This is a genomic window from Rhodoglobus sp. G.S.4 (assembly GCF_056619605.1).
This window is the reverse complement of sequence record NZ_CM152748.1, coordinates 2,395,490-2,415,656: the sequence shown is the minus strand read 5'-3', so window position 1 is coordinate 2,415,656 and position 20,167 is coordinate 2,395,490. Positions and strand designations below refer to the sequence as shown.

At 58.4% G+C, this 20,167-nt stretch carries 14 protein-coding genes; 8 read left to right on the top strand and 6 right to left on the bottom strand.

Features of this window, described 5'->3' with window-relative positions; translation table 11 throughout:
* Positions 1-87: 87 nt before the first annotated feature.
* Positions 88-642 (bottom strand): alternate-type signal peptide domain-containing protein, encoded by a 555-nt coding sequence (locus AC061P_RS11920; RefSeq protein WP_449647474.1) that lies wholly within the window; start codon positions 640-642, stop codon positions 88-90.
* A 338-nt stretch (positions 643-980) separates the two neighbouring features.
* Complete coding sequence (locus tag AC061P_RS11915; RefSeq protein WP_449647473.1) at positions 981-1,847, bottom strand: spermidine synthase; 867 nt, start codon at positions 1,845-1,847, stop codon at positions 981-983.
* 78 nt (positions 1,848-1,925) lie between these two features.
* Between AC061P_RS11915 and speB the strand changes: the two genes are divergently transcribed.
* From speB to AC061P_RS11900, 3 genes are all read left to right on the top strand, one after another.
* Complete coding sequence (gene speB / locus AC061P_RS11910) at positions 1,926-2,939, top strand: agmatinase (RefSeq protein ID WP_449647472.1); 1,014 nt, start codon at positions 1,926-1,928, stop codon at positions 2,937-2,939.
* 211 nt (positions 2,940-3,150) lie between these two features.
* Positions 3,151-6,675 carry a DNA-directed RNA polymerase subunit beta gene (gene rpoB / locus AC061P_RS11905; RefSeq protein WP_449647471.1) on the top strand — a complete coding sequence of 1,175 codons (3,525 nt, stop codon included), beginning with the start codon at positions 3,151-3,153 and terminating at the stop codon, positions 6,673-6,675.
* A 44-nt stretch (positions 6,676-6,719) separates the two neighbouring features.
* Positions 6,720-10,601: a DNA-directed RNA polymerase subunit beta' gene (locus AC061P_RS11900; protein WP_449647470.1), complete on the top strand. Its 3,882-nt coding sequence runs from the start codon at positions 6,720-6,722 to the stop codon at positions 10,599-10,601.
* Positions 10,602-10,767: 166 nt separating this feature from the next.
* Here AC061P_RS11900 and AC061P_RS11895 read toward each other — a convergent pair whose 3' ends face one another.
* From AC061P_RS11895 to AC061P_RS11885, 3 genes are all read right to left on the bottom strand, one after another.
* Positions 10,768-11,808, bottom strand: a complete 1,041-nt coding sequence (locus tag AC061P_RS11895; protein WP_449647469.1) for a hypothetical protein — start codon at positions 11,806-11,808, stop codon at positions 10,768-10,770.
* Positions 11,805-12,941, bottom strand: coding sequence for a sensor histidine kinase (locus tag AC061P_RS11890; RefSeq protein WP_449647468.1), 1,137 nt, complete (start codon positions 12,939-12,941; stop codon positions 11,805-11,807). Before AC061P_RS11890 ends, AC061P_RS11895 begins: the two co-directional genes overlap by 4 nt.
* A gap of 73 nt (positions 12,942-13,014) precedes the next feature.
* Entirely contained in the window at positions 13,015-13,632 is a 618-nt protein-coding gene (locus AC061P_RS11885; protein ID WP_449647467.1) for a LuxR C-terminal-related transcriptional regulator, read from the bottom strand.
* A gap of 227 nt (positions 13,633-13,859) precedes the next feature.
* On the opposite strand from AC061P_RS11885, the gene AC061P_RS11880 reads away from it, so the two are divergent.
* Complete coding sequence (locus AC061P_RS11880) at positions 13,860-14,306, top strand: hypothetical protein (RefSeq protein ID WP_449647466.1); 447 nt, start codon at positions 13,860-13,862, stop codon at positions 14,304-14,306.
* A 92-nt stretch (positions 14,307-14,398) separates the two neighbouring features.
* A complete protein-coding gene (locus AC061P_RS11875; protein ID WP_449647465.1) occupies positions 14,399-16,069 on the top strand; it encodes a GspE/PulE family protein in 1,671 nt (556 codons plus the stop codon).
* 35 nt (positions 16,070-16,104) lie between these two features.
* Here AC061P_RS11875 and AC061P_RS11870 read toward each other — a convergent pair whose 3' ends face one another.
* Positions 16,105-16,521, bottom strand: coding sequence for a hypothetical protein (locus tag AC061P_RS11870; protein WP_449647464.1), 417 nt, complete (start codon positions 16,519-16,521; stop codon positions 16,105-16,107).
* Here AC061P_RS11870 and AC061P_RS11865 point away from each other — a divergent pair.
* The 3 genes from AC061P_RS11865 (at position 16,520) to AC061P_RS11855 (ending at position 20,060) form a co-directional block, all read left to right on the top strand.
* Positions 16,520-18,103, top strand: coding sequence for a type IV pilus twitching motility protein PilT (locus AC061P_RS11865; RefSeq protein ID WP_480391272.1), 1,584 nt, complete (start codon positions 16,520-16,522; stop codon positions 18,101-18,103). The two genes, AC061P_RS11870 and AC061P_RS11865, sit on opposite strands and share 2 nt — an antisense overlap.
* Entirely contained in the window at positions 18,103-19,344 is a 1,242-nt protein-coding gene (locus AC061P_RS11860) for a type II secretion system F family protein (RefSeq protein ID WP_449647462.1), read from the top strand. The genes AC061P_RS11865 and AC061P_RS11860 overlap by 1 nt, the downstream gene beginning before the upstream one ends.
* Before the next feature lie 290 nt (positions 19,345-19,634).
* The gene (locus AC061P_RS11855; RefSeq protein WP_449647461.1) at positions 19,635-20,060 is read left to right on the top strand and encodes a prepilin-type N-terminal cleavage/methylation domain-containing protein; all 426 of its coding nucleotides are present in this window, start codon (positions 19,635-19,637) and stop codon (positions 20,058-20,060) included.
* The last annotated feature ends 107 nt before the right edge of the window (positions 20,061-20,167 follow it).

The following is a 20,167-nucleotide window of genomic DNA, read 5'->3' as shown; positions in this document are numbered from 1 at the left end:
CGCCTTTCAGGTGAAATCTAGATGAGAGTGAAGCAAGGAAAACTGCTGGGTGTGCGTCCCTCAGGGCGCACACCCAGCCGGGTAAAACTAGTTCTGTGTGAGCGTGATGCTGAAGTTGCTGAGCGAAACAGCGCCGGTCTTCGAGCCATTCTCGGCACCAGCGGTTGTGCTCTTCGGGTACGTGATCGTGACGGTCACAACTACCGGCTGTGTACCAGCGGCCGGGCTGATGCTCGTCGCGGTCGCACCATTGACGGTGAAGGTTGCCGACTTGGTGAGCGCTGCTGCAAGGGCGGTGTCTGCAGCGGTTGCCGAGTTGACCGGTGCGATTGCGAGCGTGCCGAGGGCGATTCCTGCGGTGAGGTTGTCGCCGGTTGCGGTGACGTTGAAGGTCTTCGTGTAGGTGACGGTGTCGCCGGGAACGATCTTGAAGCCAGCAGGTGAGGCAACGGTTGCTGCGGAGCCGAGCTTCCAGCCGTCCGTCGCACCTGTTGCTGCGACGATGTCGAGCGTTCCTGCGGTGATGCTGCCCGGTGCGCTGACCGTTACTGCGGAGTTCCAGGTTGCGAGTGTTCCCGCGCCACCGAGGAGCAATGCGATTCCTGCTGCGCCTGCGATGGAGCCTTTAACGAGCTTGTTCATGATTTCCTTTCGCGGCGCAGCGATGCTGACCGGGAGTGATTGAGGTTCGGGTTATCGGGATTCAAGAAGCTGTGTGCTGGTTTCGGGTTCCTGCGCAAGCTTCGGGGCTCGCGTTCAACTTCTGAATCGAATCTACCTGTCCTCACTATGGAGGACAGTCCCCAGTAATGGGGGGCAATTCTAGTCCGCATGATGGGGGACTAGCCATTTCTATTTGGGGTACGAAATACCCCGATTTTGCGCGAAAGTTGTCGGAAATAGGCAATTGGGGGGACAGATTTGTACCCCGAAAGTCTTAAATAAACTGGGGTACAAGATCCTTAGAGGGGTGGAACGGTCTACCTACGGCCGGGCTTGACCTGAAAAATACTTTTTGCCGGAGGGGGTGATTTGACCGCAGTTTGGTCGGTTACGACCGGAGAACTGCCAATAAAGTCGAGCAGCTCAACCCCCGCAATCACCTTTGAGGGGTGCGGTCCGCCGGCCAAGAGCCGCGGCATCCAATTCAGGGGGAGTGCAGAAGGTGAACCCATGAGCACGATATTGCCGAAACGTCGGCCTTTGAGAATTTGAGTCTCAGCGAGCGCAGCCACATGACCAACGGTGTGCTTGAGGGTCGCCGCCTGGCTTCGCGCAAACGCAAGCCCTGGGCCGTCGGCGACATTCACAACGATCACTCCCTCGGGTGCAAGCAAAGTCGTGGCTTCTGTGTAGAACTCGAGACTGGTGACATGGGCCGGGGTGCGGGCGCCACTAAAGATATCGACCACGAGCAGGTCGACGGCACCGCGCAAGCCAGGCGGGAACTTCGCGAGCACTTCACGCGCATCACCATGGCGCACACGGATGGATGCCTGCTTTGACCAGGGAAGTTCCGTGCGCACAAAGTCGACGAGATCCGATTCCAACTCAACGACCTGTTGGCGTGAGCCGGGGCGGGTGGCCTCAACATAGCGGGGGAGCGTCAATGCGCCGCCGCCGAGGTGCACCGCGGTGATGGGGGCCCCTGATTCGGTGAGTTGGTCAATGACGTGCCCCATGCGCTGCACGTATTCAAAGAACAGCTGGGTGGGGTCGTCCATGTTCACGTGTGACTGCGGGGTGCCATCAACGGTAAGTGTGTAGGAGCCGTCAATCCACCGGTCGGGGGCAATCTCGGCAAGGTGGCCGCTGAGTTTCAAGGTGATTGTCGGATGCTCGGCCATGTCATTGACTTTGCCACAGTCTTGTTGTCGTCGGTGCCGCCTCTTCGTGAGGCTCGGCGGTGAACGCTACGGTGAAGCATGGCCGATAAGAACCGTGAGCTTCCTCCTCACCTGCAAGCACAGCTGAACGCCCAGTCCTATGTTGGCCCCGCAACTTTTGGCATGCGGCCGATGCTGAGCGAGCCTGAAGAGCTCGATGCGTGGATGCCCGATGTCGCCGTGGTGGGTGCACCGTGGGATGACAGCACCACTAACCGCCCTGGTGCACGCTTCGGGCCACGGGCGTTGCGGGCTAGCGCCTATGACCCCGGCACCTATCATCTCGATCTCGGTGTTGAGATCTTCGACCATCTCGATGTTGTCGACTATGGGGATGCCATTACGAGTCACGGTATGTGGGAGCTATCGAAGGCGGCCATCCACGAGCGCGTCTCGCAAGTGGCGAGTCGAGGCATCGTGCCGTTCATCATCGGAGGGGATCACTCAATCACCTGGCCGGCAGCGACTGCGGTCGCCGAGCATCACGGTTTCGGCAATGTCGTGATGATCCATTTCGACGCGCACGCCGACACCGCAAACATTCTTGAGGGCAACCTCGCCAGCCACGGAACGCCCATGCGCCGACTCATTGAGTCTGGTGCGATTCCTGGCCCCAACTTTTTGCAGGTCGGGCTGCGTGGCTATTGGCCTGGCGAAGAAGATCAGAAGTGGATGCGCGACAACGGTCTCAAGCACTTCATGATGCAAGAGTTTTGGGAGCGCGGCGTCAAGGCCGTCATTCCCGACATCATTGCTGCGGCGAAGGCTCGGGCATCCAAGGTTTATATTTCGATCGACATCGATGTACTCGACCCTGGTTTCGCGCCGGCAACAGGAACGCCAGAGCCCGGTGGCTTCGCTCCCATTGATCTACTGCGTATCATCCGCCAAATTGTGCTCGAAATGGATGTCGTTGGTTTCGATGTCATGGAGGTCGCCCCGGCCTATGACCACGCCGATATCACGGTGAATAATGCCCACCGTTTGATCTGGGAAGCATTCGGAGCGCTGGCCGCCAAGAAGCGTAATTCGGGACTCACAGCAAACCCCTAGCCGAAATCGTGAATTTGGTCAAGAATCGGGTGGACACGGCGCGGCAAACCGGCTTATAGTAGATCCTTGCGCTCCCAGACAAATTAAGCAGTCATATTGCGGACAGCTGGGTGCCCCGAGTATAGCGGCGGGGTGTTTCTGGTGAGCATTTCATTACCGACCGTCAATTATCTTGACAGACGAACCCGACGGGGTTCACGGAGGTTGTTCCTTGGCTGCTGCGCGCGATGCGTCCACCAATAAGTCCCCGAAAAACGGCCGCTCAGCTTCGCGGCTTTCTTTCGCAAAAATCACTGACACGCTAACGGTTCCCGATCTGCTCGCGTTGCAGACCGAGAGCTTTGATTGGCTGGTCGGAAACGACATCTGGAAGAACCGTGTAACTGACGGTGTTGCCGCTGGTCGTACCGATCTGCCAACTCGTAGTGGTCTCGATGAAATCTTTGAAGAGATTTCACCGATCGAAGACCTCGGCGAGACGATGCAGTTGTCGTTTACGGAGCCTGAGCTCGAAGAGCCCAAGTACTCCATCGATGAGTGCAAGGAGCGCGGCAAGACTTTTGCTGCTCCCCTGTATGTCAACGCCGAGTTCATGAACCACCTCACCGGTGAGATCAAGACTCAGACCGTGTTCATGGGCGACTTCCCGCTCATGACCGCTCGCGGTACCTTCATCATCAACGGAACCGAGCGCGTAGTAGTTTCGCAGCTCGTCCGTTCGCCTGGTGTGTACTTCGACCGCCAGCCCGAGAAGCTGTCCGACAAGGACATCTACTCGGCTCGCATCATCCCGAGCCGTGGTGCTTGGCTTGAATTCGAGATCGACAAGCGCGACCAGGTCGGCGTTCGCATCGACCGCAAGCGCAAGCAGTCGGTCACGGTCTTCCTGAAGGCCCTCGGCCTCTCGAGCGAAGAAATCCTTGAAGAATTCAAGGGCTTCCCATCGATCGAAGCCACCTTGGAGAAAGACAACATCCTCACCAAGGAAGAAGCGCTCAAGGACATCTACCGCAAGCTTCGTCCAGGCGAGCAGGTTGCTGCTGAAGCCGCACGCGCGCTTCTTGACAACTTCTACTTCAACTCCAAGCGCTACGACCTCGCGAAGGTTGGTCGTTACAAGATCAACCGCAAGCTCGGTCTCGACACTGACATTAAAGAGTCGGTGCTCACCGTTGAAGACATCATCGCGACCATCAAGTACATGGTTTCTCTTCACGACAACTCGGCACCCAGTGTCTCGGTTAGTGACAGCGGAGTAGCCAGTGTCAAGGGCGTCCGCGATGGCAAGAAGGTCAACGTTCGTCTCGACATTGACGACATCGACCACTTCGGCAACCGTCGCATCCGCGCTGTTGGTGAGCTCATCCAGAACCAGGTTCGTACCGGCCTCAGCCGTATGGAGCGTGTTGTTCGCGAGCGCATGACAACGCAGGACATCGAAGCGATCACCCCGCAGACCCTGATCAACGTGCGCCCCGTCGTCGCTGCGATCAAGGAGTTCTTCGGTACTTCGCAGCTCTCGCAGTTCATGGACCAAAACAACCCGCTCGCGGGCCTGACCCACAAGCGTCGCCTTTCGGCGCTGGGCCCGGGTGGTTTGAGCCGTGAACGCGCTGGTGTTGAAGTTCGAGACGTTCACCCCTCTCACTACGGCCGTATGTGCCCGATTGAGACTCCTGAAGGCCCCAACATTGGTCTGATTGGTTCGCTCGCATCGTTCGCACGTATTAACGCCTTCGGTTTCATCGAGACCCCGTACCGTCGCCTCATTGACGGTGTTGTTTCGACCACGATCGATTACCTCACTGCCAGCGATGAAGATGACTACATCGTCGCGCAGGCAAACGCACCGCTCACGAAGGACATGAGGTTCGCTGAGCCTCGCGTGCTTGCGCGTAAGAAGGGTGGCGAGGTTGACCTCGTTCCCGTTGAAGACATTGCCTACATGGATGTCTCGCCGCGCCAGATGGTGTCGGTAGCGACCTCGATCATCCCCTTCCTCGAGCACGACGATGCAAACCGCGCACTCATGGGTGCCAACATGCAGCGTCAGGCTGTCCCGCTGCTGCGCAGCGAGAGCCCGCTTGTCGGAACCGGTATGGAAGCCTTCGCCGCCATTGACTCCGGTGACGTTGTCACTGCCCTCAAGCCCGGTGTTGTCTCTGAGGTTTCTGCAGACATCGTTGTTGTTCAGCTTGATGAGGGTGGAACGCAGGATTACTTCCTGCGCAAGTTCAACCGCTCTAACCAGGGCACGAGCTACAACCACCGCGTTATCGTCAGTGCTGGAGAGCGCGTCGAAGTCGGTCAGGTCATCGCTGATGGTCCCGCAACCGAAAACGGCGAGCTTGCCCTCGGAAAGAACCTCCTCGTGGCATTCATGCCGTGGGAGGGTCACAACTTCGAGGACGCCATCATCTTGAGCCAGAACTTGGTCAAGGATGACGTACTGTCGTCGATCCACATCGAAGAATACGAAGTGGATGCTCGCGACACCAAGCTCGGTAAAGAAGAGATCACGCGCGATCTGCCGAACGTCAGCCCAGAACTCTTGGCTGACCTCGACGAGCGTGGAATCATCCGTATCGGTGCTGAGGTTCGCCCAGGCGACATCCTCGTCGGCAAGGTCACGCCTAAGGGTGAGACTGAGCTTTCGGCTGAAGAGCGACTGCTCCGTGCCATCTTCAACGAGAAGAGCCGCGAAGTTCGCGACACCTCGCTGAAGGTTCCCCACGGTGAGCAGGGAACGATCATCGCTGTCAAGGAATTCTCCGCAGACAACGATGACGAGCTTGGCTCTGGCGTCAACCAGCGTGTTGTTGTGTACATCGCCCAGAAGCGCAAGATCACCGAAGGTGACAAGCTCGCTGGTCGTCACGGCAACAAGGGTGTTATCTCCAAGATTCTGCCTGTCGAAGACATGCCGTTCTTGGCTGATGGAACCCCGGTTGACATCATCCTGAACCCGCTTGGTATCCCCGGCCGAATGAACTTCGGTCAGGTACTCGAAACTCACCTCGGTTGGGTTGCGAAGCAGGGTTGGGAAGTTGAAGGCAACCCGGAGTGGGCTAAGAACCTGCCAGCGGAGGCCTACAAGGCTGAGCCAGGCACCAAGGTTGCTACCCCCGTATTCGACGGTGCTTACGAAGAGGAAATCGCGGGTCTTCTTGACTCAACGACTCCTACTCGTGACGGCGTTCGTCTCATCGACTCTTCGGGTAAGACCCCGTTGTTCGATGGTCGTTCTGGCGAGCCGTTCCCGGCTCCCGTTTCGGTCGGTTACATGTACATCCTCAAGCTGCACCACCTCGTTGACGACAAGATCCACGCTCGTTCAACCGGTCCGTACTCCATGATTACTCAGCAGCCACTCGGTGGTAAGGCTCAGTTCGGTGGACAGCGCTTCGGTGAGATGGAAGTGTGGGCGCTCGAGGCTTACGGTGCCGCCTACGCGTTGCAGGAGCTTCTGACGATCAAGTCGGACGACATCCTCGGTCGCGTCAAGGTGTACGAAGCCATCGTTAAGGGCGAGAACATTCAGGAGCCCGGTATCCCCGAGAGCTTCAAGGTTCTTATCAAGGAAATGCAGTCGCTGTGCCTCAACGTCGAAGTTCTTTCGGCCGACGGCTCAACGGTCAACCTTCGCGACACGGATGACGAAGCCTTCCGCGCCGCCGAAGAGTTGGGCATCAATATTTCAGCCCGGTTCGAGTCCTCGTCTGTTGACGAGATTTAACCAGACCGAAACCGACTGCAGAACTTTCGAAGAGAGAAGATAAATTGCTCGACGTTCACGCGTTTGATGAAATCAAAATCGGTCTCGCTACCGCCGACGACATTCGTCGCTGGTCGCATGGTGAGGTTAAAAAGCCAGAGACCATTAACTACCGCACACTTAAGCCGGAGAAGGATGGTCTGTTCGGCGAACAGATCTTCGGTCCTTCCCGTGACTGGGAGTGCTCCTGTGGCAAGTACAAGCGTGTCCGCTTTAAGGGCATCGTTTGTGAGCGCTGTGGTGTTGAAGTAACCAAGTCGGCTGTGCGCCGCGAGCGCATGGGTCACATTGAGCTTGCTGCTCCGGTTACTCACATCTGGTACTTCAAGGGTGTTCCGAGCCGTCTCGGTTACCTGCTTGACATGGCACCGAAGGACCTCGAAAAGGTCATCTACTTCGCTGCCTACATGATCATTTCGGTCGACGAAGAGGGCCGTCACGCTGACATGCCTGCGCTTGAGAACGAGATCCGTCTCGAAATCAAGACGCTTGAAGGTCAGCGCGATTCCCGCATTGCCGAGCGCTTGACCAAGTTCGAGGAAGACCTCGCCGCCCTAGAAGAAGAGGGTGCCAAGGCCGACCAGAAGCGTCGCGTCAAGGATGCAGCTGAGAAAGAGATGTCTCAGTTGCGCAAGTCGATCGACGAGCAGATCTCACAGCTCGAGCGTGTCTGGGATGACTTCCGCAGCCTCAAGATTGGTGACCTCAAGCCTGAGGATTCCGTCTTCCAGGAACTGCAGGATCGTTTCGGAAGCTACTTCGAGGCATTCATGGGAGCCGAGGCAATCAAGAAGCGCCTTCAGGCATTCGACCTTGCACTCGAGAGCGTTGAACTGCACGACCAGATCGCTAACGGCAAGGGTCAGAAGAAGATCCGCGCCATCAAGCGCCTGCGTGTAGTCAACTCGTTCCTGCAGACCGGCAACTCGCCGGCCGCAATGGTGCTCGACGTTGTTCCGGTTATTCCTCCGGAGCTTCGCCCGATGGTCCAGTTGGATGGTGGCCGCTTCGCGACCTCTGACCTCAACGACCTCTACCGTCGTGTGATCAACCGCAACAACCGTCTGCGTCGCCTCCTTGACCTCGGTGCTCCCGAGATCATCGTCAACAACGAGAAGCGCATGCTTCAGGAAGCCGTTGACGCACTGTTCGACAACGGTCGTCGTGGCCGCCCCGTCACCGGTACTGGTAACCGTGCCCTCAAGTCCTTGAGCGACATGCTCAAGGGTAAGCAGGGTCGTTTCCGCCAGAACCTGCTCGGAAAGCGCGTTGACTACTCCGGTCGTTCGGTGATTATTGTTGGACCGCAGCTCAAGCTGCACCAGTGTGGTCTCCCGAAGCAGATGGCTCTCGAGCTGTTCAAGCCGTTTGTTATCAAGCGCCTTATCGACTTGAGCCACGCGCAGAACATCAAGAGCGCTAAGCGCATGGTTGAGCGTGCACGTCCGCAGGTCTGGGACGTACTCGAAGAGATCATCCGCGAGCGTCCAGTTCTGCTGAACCGTGCACCAACCCTGCACCGTTTGGGCATCCAGGCATTCGAACCTCAGCTCGTTGAAGGTAAAGCTATCCAGCTTCACCCCCTCGTCTGTGCTGCATTCAACGCTGACTTCGACGGTGACCAGATGGCTGTTCACCTCCCGCTGTCGGTGGAAGCGCAAGCTGAAGCTCGCATCCTCATGCTCGCAAGCAACAACATCCTCAAGCCGTCTGACGGTCGCCCGGTGACCCTGCCAACACAGGACATGATCATCGGACTGCACCACCTGACCACGCTCAAGGAAGGCGTTGCTGGGGAAGGCCGTGCGTTCTCGTCGGTTGCTGAAGCGATCTTCGCGTTCGATCAGCACTCGCTTGATCTCAACGCCAAGGTGCGTCTGCGTCTCGACAACGTGTACCTCTCTGAAGAAGATGCCCCTGAGGGCTTCGTACAGGGTCAGTCCAAGCTCATGGAGACGACCCTCGGTCGTGCCCTCTTCAACGAGGCGCTTCCGAAGGACTACCCGTACATTGAGGCACTCGCTGACAAGGGCCAGATTTCGGCCATCGTCAACGACCTCGCTGAGCGGTACGTGAAGGTAGATGTAGCTGCGGCTCTAGACGCGATCAAGGATGCTGGTTTCCACTGGGCTACTCGTTCCGGTGTAACCGTTGCGCTGTCTGACATCGTGACCCCGCCGAACAAGCCCGAGATCATCGGTCGCTACGAGAAGTTGGCTTCCAAGGTTCAGGGCCAGTTCGAGAAGGGACTCACGACCGACGCTGAGCGTCGTCAGGAGCTCATCGAGATCTGGAACAAGGCAACCGCAGAAGTGGCAACTGCCATGCAGTCAAACTTCCGCACTGACAACAACATCAACCGCATGGTGTCGTCTGGTGCTCGTGGTAACTGGATGCAGGTTCGTCAGATCGCCGGTATGCGTGGACTGGTATCGAACCCGAAGGGTGAGATCATTCCTCGCCCGATCGTTCACTCCTACAAGGAAGGCCTGACCGTAGCCGAGTACTTCATCTCGACTCACGGTGCCCGTAAGGGACTGGCTGACACCGCACTGCGCACCGCAGACTCGGGATACCTCACGCGTCGACTCGTTGACGTGTCGCAGGATGTCATCATTCGTGAAAACGACTGTGGCACCGGCAAGGGACTCGACATGCCGATCGCAGCTCAGAACGCTGATGGCAAGTGGATCCTCGACGACAACGTTGAGAACTCGGTCTACGCACGCAGCCTCGCTGCTGACGCCACCAACGACAAGGGCGTAGTTGTAGCCTCGGCTGGCGCCGACGTCGGAGACGTTCTGCTCGAGAAGCTGGTTGCTGCTGGAGTTCACAGCATCAAGGTTCGCTCGGTGCTCACGTGTGAGTCCGCTGTTGGTGTGTGTGCAGTCTGCTACGGCCGCTCGCTCGCAACTGGTCTCCTCGTTGACATCGGTGAGGCTGTCGGAATTATCGCCGCACAGTCGATCGGTGAGCCCGGTACCCAGCTGACCATGCGTACCTTCCACACCGGTGGTGTTGCTTCGGCAGACGACATTACGCAGGGTCTTCCCCGCGTTACGGAACTCTTCGAAGCTCGTACCCCTAAGGGTGCAAGCCCCATCGCAGAAGCCGCTGGTCGCGTCACGATTGAAGACACCGACCGCAGTCGCAAGCTGATCCTCACGCCAGACAATGGCGACGAGCCCATCGCTTACCCGATCCTGCGTCGCGCAACCCTCCTCATCGAGGATGGCGAGCACGTAGAACTCGGCAAGCAGCTGCACGTCGGAAACGTTGACCCGAAGGAAGTTCTTCGAGTCCGCGGTGTCCGTGCCGTTCAGCAGCACCTTGTTGATGGTGTTCAGGGCGTTTACCGTTCGCAGGGTGTACCGATTCACGACAAGCACATTGAGGTCATCGTTCGTCAGATGCTCCGCAAGGTGACTGTTGTTGACCACGGTGACACCGGTCTGCTTCCTGGTGAGCTTGTTGATCGTTCGAAGTACAACGACCTCAACCGGTCGGTACTCACCGAGGGCAAGGCAACGGCATCCGCGCGTCAGGAGATCTTGGGTATCACCAAGGCTTCACTGGCAACCGAGTCGTGGCTGTCGGCCGCGTCGTTCCAGGAGACCACCCGCGTTCTTACGCAGGCGGCCATGGAAGGCAAGTCTGACCCGCTCATGGGACTCAAGGAGAACGTCATCATCGGTAAGCTCATCCCGGCTGGTACGGGATTGCCGCGCTACCGCGATGTATCGGTCGAGGCAACGGAAGAGGCGAAAGCCGAACGTTACCCCAACCGCATCTTCGCTGATGACGCAAGCCTCAGCGAGAGCGACTTGAGCTTCGTCGACTTCGACAGCTTCAGCTCAAATGACTCAACACCGGGAACCTACAACTAAGTAGTCTCGGAGTCACCTGCGGGTGATACCACCGAAGGGCCCCTCGTCATCGCGACGAGGGGCCCTTCGTCGTTTTCGGTGTTGTAGCGGTTTCGCGCTTCCCGCTCTTGGCTACCCGCTACCGCTACCGCTACCGCTACCGCTACCGCTACCGCTACCGCTATCGCTACCAGTTGCGGGTTACTGGCTCTGAGGCGTCGGTATCTGCGAGAGCGCTTGGCAGTTCGGCTCTGGAATACTCATGGCCGTCAGCCACGAGAGTTGCGAGAAGTTGCCGGCCGGCGGGAAGCAGGCGAATGGTGACTGTGCCGTCGCTCGCATTGTCGAGCATCCGAACCGACGCATCGATGACGCGCGATAGTGCCCCGGCGGGGAGTGCCAGAGGGTAACGATCGTCGAGCAGTAGCACGACAACACCACGTCGTCGAGCGCGTTGAACGGCCGCAACGATTTCCGGTAAGTCCAGCTGGCGGGCACGCAGGCTGTCACGGAGTCGTGCTTCTGCGACGAGGAGTTCCTGCCGGTCGTCATCGCTCAGCGGGGAACCATCAGCGATGCGTTGCAAGTGAGGACCAACCGCCGCATCGAGCGCTGCGAGACGACGTGAACGTTCTGCGGTTCGGGCGAGGGCCGCAGCCTCGGCCGCTACCCGAGCGGTGTCGGCGTCGTGCACGTTTTCTAGCCTCTTACTGGTTCTCTTCATGCCGTAGGCAAAGAGGGAGCCGACCAGAACGATCGGCGCTTGGCGGGCTACCAAGAGAATTGATTCAAGCAAACGATCATCGGTGGTCAGGCCCCAGATGATAGCGGCCGCTCCAATAGCGGCGAAACCGGCCCACGCGAGCAAATCACGACCGCGAAGACTGAGATAGAACATGACGAGCGCCCCCGCACCGACATACCACTGCGAGAAACCGCCGTTGATCGCATTCCACGACGAGAGCACCGTGGTGAAGACGCTGGCCGAGATAACGAACACGCACACTCGAACACTGACTCGTTCGCTCGTGTCTTGAGTGAGTGCGAACCAGATCGCGCCGAAGACGACCACGGAAAGATAGACGATTGTGGGGGAGTGCACATCGTCGAGAGAGAGCACGGCGAGCGTCGACATTGTGGCGTAGTAGATCCAAATCAGCAGATGGGCTCCACGACCGGTCAGTTCGGGTAGTTCTAGCCGTTGCGGAATGCCCGCATAGGGCTTCATCCGTGCCACCCGACGCTCACTCGAGTACCTTCGCCCGGCTGCGACCACACTGTTGCACTTGCACCAGGTAGCGCATTGACTCTGCCCAAGATGCTCACCATAATGCCGAGGCGATTCTTCGGCACCTGGGTAGCATCAAATCCACGCCCGTCATCGGTGATCGAGACGTCAACGCGGTCATCGCTCAGCTGAAGCGCGACGGTGCGAGTGACGAGTGCCGAGCCAAGTGCAGCATGCACGACACTATTGCGCAGTGCCTCGACTGTCGCTTCAATGAGCGCGCTGGCAATTGACGACGGGATCGGGGGATGTCGCACGCCGGTCACGGTAAATTCTGCGGCATCCGTCGTCTCTGCGATGGAGGTTGCCAGCCCCTGCACGAGGTGGTCAGAGTGGATGAGTTCGGGAACGTTGGCTGTGGCCTCGTGAAGCTCGCTCAGTCGTTCGATCGTGCGCGCGGCCTGTGTCCGCGTCGACTCCGAATCGCTTCTCCCGGCGCCTGCCGCAGCGAAGATGGTGGCAATTACTTCGTCATGAACGAGCGCATCGAGATGAGCTTGTTCTTCGGCGCGTGCGGTCAACGCTGCGGCACGCATTGATGATGCCCGCGCCGCAGCGGTTGCCACGTCCACGTCTCGGCCGGCGCGAATCGCGACAGTGGCTACCGCGGTGAACACCGCGCACACCGTAATGGTGAAGAACGCGAACTGAAAGGCGAGAGAAACGTCGGCACCACCGTCAGCGATGATTCGAATGGGGGCAATGACGAGCGAGCTTGCAATGAGAAAGGTCCACGTGATCGTCGGGCGCCAAGCGATTGCAGCGGGAACAGTCGCGAGAGCAGTCATGCCTACGGTCCAGGGTGCCATCTCGGCGGGCATGGGGCCGTTGATGAAGGCGGGGATCCAGCTCAGCACAACGGCGGTAAAGAGAAGCGCATAAGTGCCGTGCATCGCACGGAGAACGCGGAGTGAACTCCATGGTGACGCTGCCGCCATCAACACCGGCAACCCAAAAACTGTCATCGCGGCCACGGTCTGCCAGTGCTCAACGACGAACGGTTTCTGATCCGTGAGCGAACCAACCGTCAATGCGAGAAAAAGCATCGTGGTTGCGGCCAGTACCGCGCTCATAACGCGAACCACACCGAGTTCTGCGCTGGCAGTTATCGGCTGGCGTGACAATGGCGACTTCACGAGACGTAAGTCACGAGTTCGGTGGGGGAAGGATGCCGTCTTCGACGGCGCGTTTGTAGAGGTCAACCTTGGTGTGGGCCGGGCGACCGACCATGGCGTACTTGTGGCGGATGCGGCGCACATATTCTGCGACCGTGCTCGACGAGAGACCAGCGCGATGAGCGACAGCGATCGATTTGTCCCCAGAGGCGTAGTGAGCCAGTACTTCTTGTTCTTTGGGACTCAGTCCGGCAGCTGCGAGTTCAGGGTCGGAGTCAAGGGCTGCAGCCCAGTCGGTGGTGACTACCGGGTTTCCGCGGGCGGCTTCACGCACTGCATCCACAATCACGTCTCGGGATTCAGACTTTCGCATGATGCCCAAGACCCCGGCCCGGGATGCCGCCCGCACCTCACCAGCATTGTCTGCTGCGGTGAAAACGAGAACGTTGACTCCCTGCTCGCGTAGCCACGCGACGTTCGACTCAACAGTGCTGCCGTCAGAGAGGCGTATGTCGAGCACGACCAAGTCGAGGCCATCAGCGAGTGAACTGAGCTCGCTCACGCGTGAAACTGATTCAACGAGAGTGATGTCCGGGCACTGCGAAAGTAGGGAGGCGAAGCCCAGTTGCACTGTCTCGTGGTCATCCACGTGTCCTACGCGATAAGTGCGCTGAACATTATCCTGCGTTGTCAATCAGGTCCCCGTTCGGATCAGGGTGAACTAGCTAGTGTCACAGATTCGCACCTGCCTACGACAACCGTACCGGAACTTTCTGTCTGTCCCCCAAACGGGTGTCATTCATAGTGACGACTGCCACAATGAGCCCCGCGGTGCGACCATCGACTAGTCGTAACTATCAAGGGGGCGAAGGGCTTGTGAATCGTCACGCGGTTAACGATCTCATTGAGTGTTCACTTCAGCGCTGGTACCGCCTGGTTTCCGAATGGCGCAGCCCCGAGGCGGGCACTGCCGCGGGATGCGTGAACTGCCGGGCATCCGAATTCGCCGCGTTCGATCGGCGTGGACACTGGCCGCACGACCTTGTACATTCCCTCGTTGAGACGCTCGAGCTTGTATCGATGCAGCTCGCTGTTGCTCTCCATGAAGATCGTCACTGCACTGGAGTAGGCGGACGTGCCACTCTGCCGTGCCGTTCGTGCATCGACGAAGCGCGTTCGACCGTCAGCGAACGCGCTCACCGCCAGAGTCAAGACATCGCCGACGTGATCAACGAGTGTGCGTTGCCTCGATTGGCTGCTTACGTCGAAAAAAACACGAATTTGGTAATCAATGCTGCGACTCGCGGCGAATGGGCTTCCTGAAACGTCTTGACTACCCCTCGCATGTGGGACTAGTGGTGCTGATGTGTCTCGATTAGCGTGGGACTCTGCTAGGACCTTGGGGGGAGGCACGCGTGACAACACTTGCTGAAGTATTGATTCTTCGTGGAATGATGCCGATTGAGAGCATCGATTCTGTGGGCACTTCACATTCTGATGAAGAAGCACTCGTCAGAAATCTACTCGACAGCGGAACAATTTCGCCGGCGCAACTCGCATCGGCGCGTGCTGCGCAAGCAGGAGTTCCGTTTGTCGAGCTTGTTGACTTCGCTGTAGACCACCAAGCGGTCGCTCTCGCACCGGCGGCAATCTGCCGTCGCCATGAGGTTCTGCCCATTGCGTTCTCCGAGGGATACCTCGTGTTGGCCATGGTCGACCCTGGCAACATTTTCGCCCTAGATGACATCCGTTCGGCTACCGGACGCCAAATCCGTGTCGTGGTTGCTGAGCGCAGCGACCTTCAGACAGCTCTCGATCGTTTCCACCGTGCCGATGGCGAGCTTTCGAGCCTCAGTAGCGAGCTTGAGCAAGAGGCAACGTCCACAGATGTTGCCCTCGCTTCGAACAACGAGCCGACAGAAGACGACGCCCCCATTGTTCGTTTTGTGAACCTGCTGATTAGCCAGGGCATCCAAGACAAGGCATCCGATATTCACATCGAACCCGGCGAGCACGACCTTGGTGTTCGCTACCGCATCGATGGTGTTCTGCACGAAATGCAGCGTGCACCCCGCCAGATCCAGAACGGCGTGATCTCGCGCCTCAAGATTATGGCCGAAATGGACATTGCTGAGCGTCGCAAGCCTCAAGACGGCCGCATCTCGGTCATCCACGGTCAAAAGAAGATTGACCTTCGCGTGGCAACGTTGCCGACCGTCTACGGCGAAAAAGTCGTTATGCGAATCCTCGACAACTCGAACACGACACTCGACCTGAGCCAGCTCTACCTGCTTGAGCACAACGCCAAGATTTACAAAGAGGCGTACACGAAGCCCTACGGAATGATCCTCGTTACCGGGCCAACGGGTTCTGGTAAGTCGACGACGCTTTACACAACGCTTAACGCTGTTGCGCGTCCCGAGATCAACGTCATCACGGTTGAAGACCCGGTGGAGTACCGCATGGCTGGCATCAACCAGGTGCAGGTCAACCCTAAAGCTGGGCTCACATTCGCTAGTGCGCTGCGCTCAATTCTGCGTTCTGACCCGGATGTTGTTCTCATCGGTGAGATCCGAGACCAAGAGACGGCGCAGATTGCGATCGAAGCCGCACTCACCGGTCACCTTGTGTTGAGCACGCTTCACACCAACGGCGCACCAGCCGCTATCACGCGACTGATTGAGATGGACATTGAGCCATTCTTGGTTGGTTCCGCAATTGACTGTGTTGTCGCTCAGCGACTTGCCCGACGCCTTTGCGATCGGTGCAAGCAGCCTGCAGCTCACAACCCGCAGGATCTCGTTAACTTGAAGGTCGGCTTCAACCCAGAAGGTCCGATGCCGACTTTGTACGCACCTGTCGGGTGCACTGTGTGTTCCAAGACGGGATACCGCGGTCGAATTGCACTGCACGAAGTGATGGCAGTGTCTGAAGAGATTGAACGTCTCGCCGTTGCTCGTTCATCTAGCGCGGAGATCAGCCGCGTCGCGATCGAGCAGGGGATGCGCACTCTGCGCATGGATGGTTGGGCTAAGGCTCAACTGGGCTTGACGTCCATCGAAGAGATTTTGCGCGTCGTCGCATAAGACGAAGTATCTGGGGGAATTATGGCTAAGCGGATTTACGACATCCCGTCGCAATCGGTAGACGAAAGTTTGTTCACACCGAAGGGGAAGAGTGCGCCTTCTGGGCAGAGTGTTCCCACGAACTCTCCACCTCCGGCTGCGGGAACGAGTGTTCCCGGGCCGAGCAACCCGCAGGCGTCGTCGACTCCGTTCCCGGAGTGGGCGCAGACTGGCGCTGCACCCGCGGCTTCGGCAGCGACCGTGCCGGCCTCACCGCTTCCGACAATTCCACCGCCTTCTGGCTCGATCAACAGCAATGAGCCAGCGAGTGTGCCAGGACCGACTCCAGCATCCGCCCCACCGGCGGCTCCGGCAGCTGCCGCTCCAACACCGCCACCTGCAGCTCCGGCCGAGCCAGCAGCATCCGCACCCTCTGCGGACGCCGCTGAGGGTGGGCGTCGCGCGCGCCGCATGGCATCTGAGCCCGTGACGTCAATCGATTCTCTTGATGAGCTGTTCCGTCAGGCTGCAGCAGGAGCAATGTCTCAGACCTCTGCCGCTACGTCAGCAGCGGGTGCTTCCATTCCCACTCCGCCTCCAGCGCCGTCGGCTACGGCCGCCGAAGTTCCGTATTTTTCTGACGCATCAGATTCTGAAGCATCGGATGCTCCGGCAGCCGCCGCTCAAACATTCGCCGCGCCCCCGGCCGCCGAGGAGCCAGCGCCAGCCGCTGCGCCTGCGGAAGATGCGGCAACGCGACTCCTCGATGTGTCGAGCTCTGATGCGCCGACGGAAGATTTCACTAGTTTCCCGCCTCCCGGCGTGACCGAGGGTCTTTTGACCTTCACGAGCGGCTTCGGTGCCGAGCAAGCGGCGGCTCCGCGTGAGTCTCAGCTGCTCTCGGTTCCGAAGATCGTTGAGCAAGAGCGCGATCTGCGCCCCGAGATGGAGTTGACCGCGAAGGAAGGGTCAAACCCAGAACTTCTCGACGCGCTAAAGGAGGTCGTCTACACGGGCGCCTCTGACCTCCACATTGCTTCCGGTGCGGTGCCGATGATTCGCGTTGATGGTGGCCTTCAGCAGCTTGAGGGTTCAGCCGAGTGGGACAAGGATCGCACCCGAAACGCACTCTTCAGCATTCTCGATGAGAAGCAGGAGGCCCAGTTCCTTGAGGCTCTCGAGCTTGACTTCGCATTTGAGCTTTCTGAGGCTGCCCGTTTCCGGGTGAACTTCTACATGGACCGCGGCAACATGGGCGCTGCTTTCCGAATCATTCCGACTGAGATCAAGCAGTTGAAGGATTTGGGTATCCAGGAGTCCGTTTCGCAGTTCGCGACTCTTCCTCGTGGCCTTGTACTCGTGACGGGTCCAACCGGTTCTGGCAAGTCGACAACGCTCGCTGCTCTCATCGATTTGGTGAACCGCACTCGCGCTGACCACATCGTGACGGTGGAAGATCCGATTGAGTTCTTGCACGGCAACCAGAAGTCGCTGGTCAACCAGCGTGAGGTCGGCCGCGACACGCACTCGTTCACGGCGGCGCTCAAGCACGTTCTTCGTCAAGACCCCGACGTCATCCTGATCGGTGAGCTTCGGGACCTAGAAACGATCTCGATTGCACTGACCGCCGCAGAGACTGGCCACCTTGTGTTTGCCACACTGCACACTCAGGATGCCGCGCAAACTGTTGACCGCATCATTGACGTCTTCCCGCCGCACCAACAGGGGCAAGTTCGCACTCAGCTCGCGGCTGTACTGCAGGGCATTATCTGCCAGACGCTAGTTAGGCGCGCAAGTGGCAAGGGTCGTGTGGTGGCCACTGAGGTGCTCACGATGACTCCTGCTATCGGAAACCTCATCCGTGAGGGAAAGATCTACCAGATTCCGTCGGCGATGCAGGCCGGCCGTAGCGGCGGTATGCACACCATGGACCAGCACCTTGCTGGCCTCGCGAAGTCTGGCGCCATTACTGAAGAAGCAGCAATGGCTAAGGCTCACGATCCTGAGGGAATGAACCGATTGATGGGCGATAGCGCAACAGGAGTACCGAACTAATGGCTTCTACTGCTGCGACGACGAAGTCCTTTGAGTACAAGGCCCGCGATCAGTCGGGCAAGGTCGTTAAGGGTCGCATTGATGCTCTGAATGAGAATCAGGTTCTGATGCGGCTTCGCTCGATGGAGATCAGCCCGATCTCTGTCACCGAGGCGGGTTCTGGCACCGGTCTCAACATGGAGATCAACCTCGGCTTTCTGCAGAAGGGTGTTGGTCTCGATGACCTCGCCGTGATGAGCCGGCAGATGTCGACGATGATCTCGTCGGGCCTCTCCCTCATTCGCGCTCTCGTAATCCTCTCGGAGCAGACGGAAAACCCGACTCTCGCGAAGGCTCTGAGCGAGATTCGTCAGGACGTCGAGACTGGTGGAACGCTCTCCGACGCGTTTGCCAAGCACGGCACAGTCTTTCCGCCGATCATGATTCATTTGGTTCGCGCTGGTGAGACTGGCGGATTCCTTGACAACGCTCTCGAGTCAATCGCGAACAACTTTGAGGGAGAAGTAAAGCTTCGCGGAACGATTAAGTCCGCGCTCACCTATCCTGTTGTCGTTTTGATCATGGCGATCGCCGCTGTCGTTGGCATGCTTATCTTCATCGTTCCGGTGTTCCAGCAAATGTTCGCTGACCTCGGTGGCGAACTTCCTTTGCTGACCCAGATCTTGGTGTGGATGTCAGATGGAATGAAGTTTGTGGCGCCGATTCTTGTCGTTGCTGGAGTAATTTTTGCCGCATGGTGGCGCAAGAATAAGCACACTGAGCGTGTGCGCAAGTTCCTCGACCCCTGGAAGCTTCGGATGCCCGTGTTCGGGCCATTGTTCCGCAAGGTTTCGATTTCACGATTCACTCGTAACTTCGGAACAATGTTGGGCGCCGGCGTACCTATTCTTCAAGCGCTGTCGATCGTTGGAGAAACCTCCGGCAACTACGTGATTGAAGAAGCGCTTAAGCGTGTAGCGGACTCCGTGCGTTCAGGTCAGTCGGTGTCAGCTCCGCTAGCCCGCGAAAGTGTCTTCCCCTCGATGGTGACGCAGATGGTCGCGGTCGGTGAAGATGCCGGTTCGATGGAAGTCATGCTTTCTAAGATTGCTGATTTCTACGACGACGAAGTACAAAAGACCACTGAGCAGCTCACGGCTCTCATTGAGCCCCTTATGATCGGCGTTATCGGCGCGATCGTTGGCGTGATGGTGATCGCGCTGTACCTCCCTATCTTCGCCATCTTCGACCAGATCAAGTAACACCTAGCAGCCCCAGGCGGGGACGATGTGGCCCGAGCCGCAGCGTCCCCGTCTGGCTTTAGCGCGGGTGGCAGGGGCGCACCATGCCCTGCAATATCACGTCTGATGACTGACTATTCCGGCACGACTCGCGTTTACCCCCTCGCACTGGGGTCGTAATTCCGCCAGTTCACCCCCGTTTGTGGGATTCTCAGCCGGTGCACATGTTGAGAGTATTTCTGTGGGGGGCTGAGAAGCTCATTTTTCTGGGGGCCCCTGTCCAAGATCCGAACCACAGACAGGAAATCCAAATGATTACTCGTATGCATGAAGCACTGCGCACCAAGCGCAACGACCTCGAGAACGACCAGAAGGGCTTCACTCTTGTTGAGCTCCTCGTTGTTGTTCTGATCATCGGCATCCTTGCCGCGATCGCCATCCCGTTCTTCCTCAACCAGCGCCAGGGCGCTTGGGAATCGCAGGTTAAGTCAGATATCGCTAACTCGGTTATCGCGGCTGAGACCTTCGCGGTGAGCAACAACGGTTCGTTTACTGGTCTTGACGAAACTGGTCTCAAGGACAACGGCTACAAGCCAACTCCGCGAGTTGTGCTCGACAGCGTCACGCCCACTGCCACCTCGTACATTCTCGTCTTCTCGCACTTGGACTACGTCGATGAAACCTGGACGTACACCAGCTCGAACGGTACGACCGTTTTCTCGGGTGACACACCGTAACCCGTAGCTAGACCGTGAACGGGGCGTCGCCAAGCGGCGGCGCCCCGTTTTCACACCTCGGGAGTGATCGCTCTCACGAGAGAACCCTTCTCTCCCGTTTCACCCGA

Excerpts from the sequence above, each read along its gene's own strand:
- AC061P_RS11920 (WP_449647474.1), bottom strand. The coding sequence starts at position 642 with ATGAACAAGCTCGTTAAAGGCTCCATCGCAGGCGCAGCAGGAATCGCA.
- AC061P_RS11915 (WP_449647473.1), bottom strand. The coding sequence starts at position 1,847 with ATGGCCGAGCATCCGACAATCACCTTGAAACTCAGCGGCCACCTTGCC.
- speB (WP_449647472.1), top strand. The coding sequence starts at position 1,926 with ATGGCCGATAAGAACCGTGAGCTTCCTCCTCACCTGCAAGCACAGCTG.
- AC061P_RS11895 (WP_449647469.1), bottom strand. The coding sequence starts at position 11,808 with ATGAAGCCCTATGCGGGCATTCCGCAACGGCTAGAACTACCCGAACTG.
- AC061P_RS11890 (WP_449647468.1), bottom strand. The coding sequence starts at position 12,941 with ATGAGCGCGGTACTGGCCGCAACCACGATGCTTTTTCTCGCATTGACG.
- AC061P_RS11865 (WP_480391272.1), top strand. The coding sequence starts at position 16,520 with ATGGCATCTGAGCCCGTGACGTCAATCGATTCTCTTGATGAGCTGTTC.
- AC061P_RS11870 (WP_449647464.1), bottom strand. The coding sequence starts at position 16,521 with ATGCGGCGCGCGCGACGCCCACCCTCAGCGGCGTCCGCAGAGGGTGCG.
- AC061P_RS11860 (WP_449647462.1), top strand. The coding sequence starts at position 18,103 with ATGGCTTCTACTGCTGCGACGACGAAGTCCTTTGAGTACAAGGCCCGC.
- AC061P_RS11855 (WP_449647461.1), top strand. The coding sequence starts at position 19,635 with ATGATTACTCGTATGCATGAAGCACTGCGCACCAAGCGCAACGACCTC.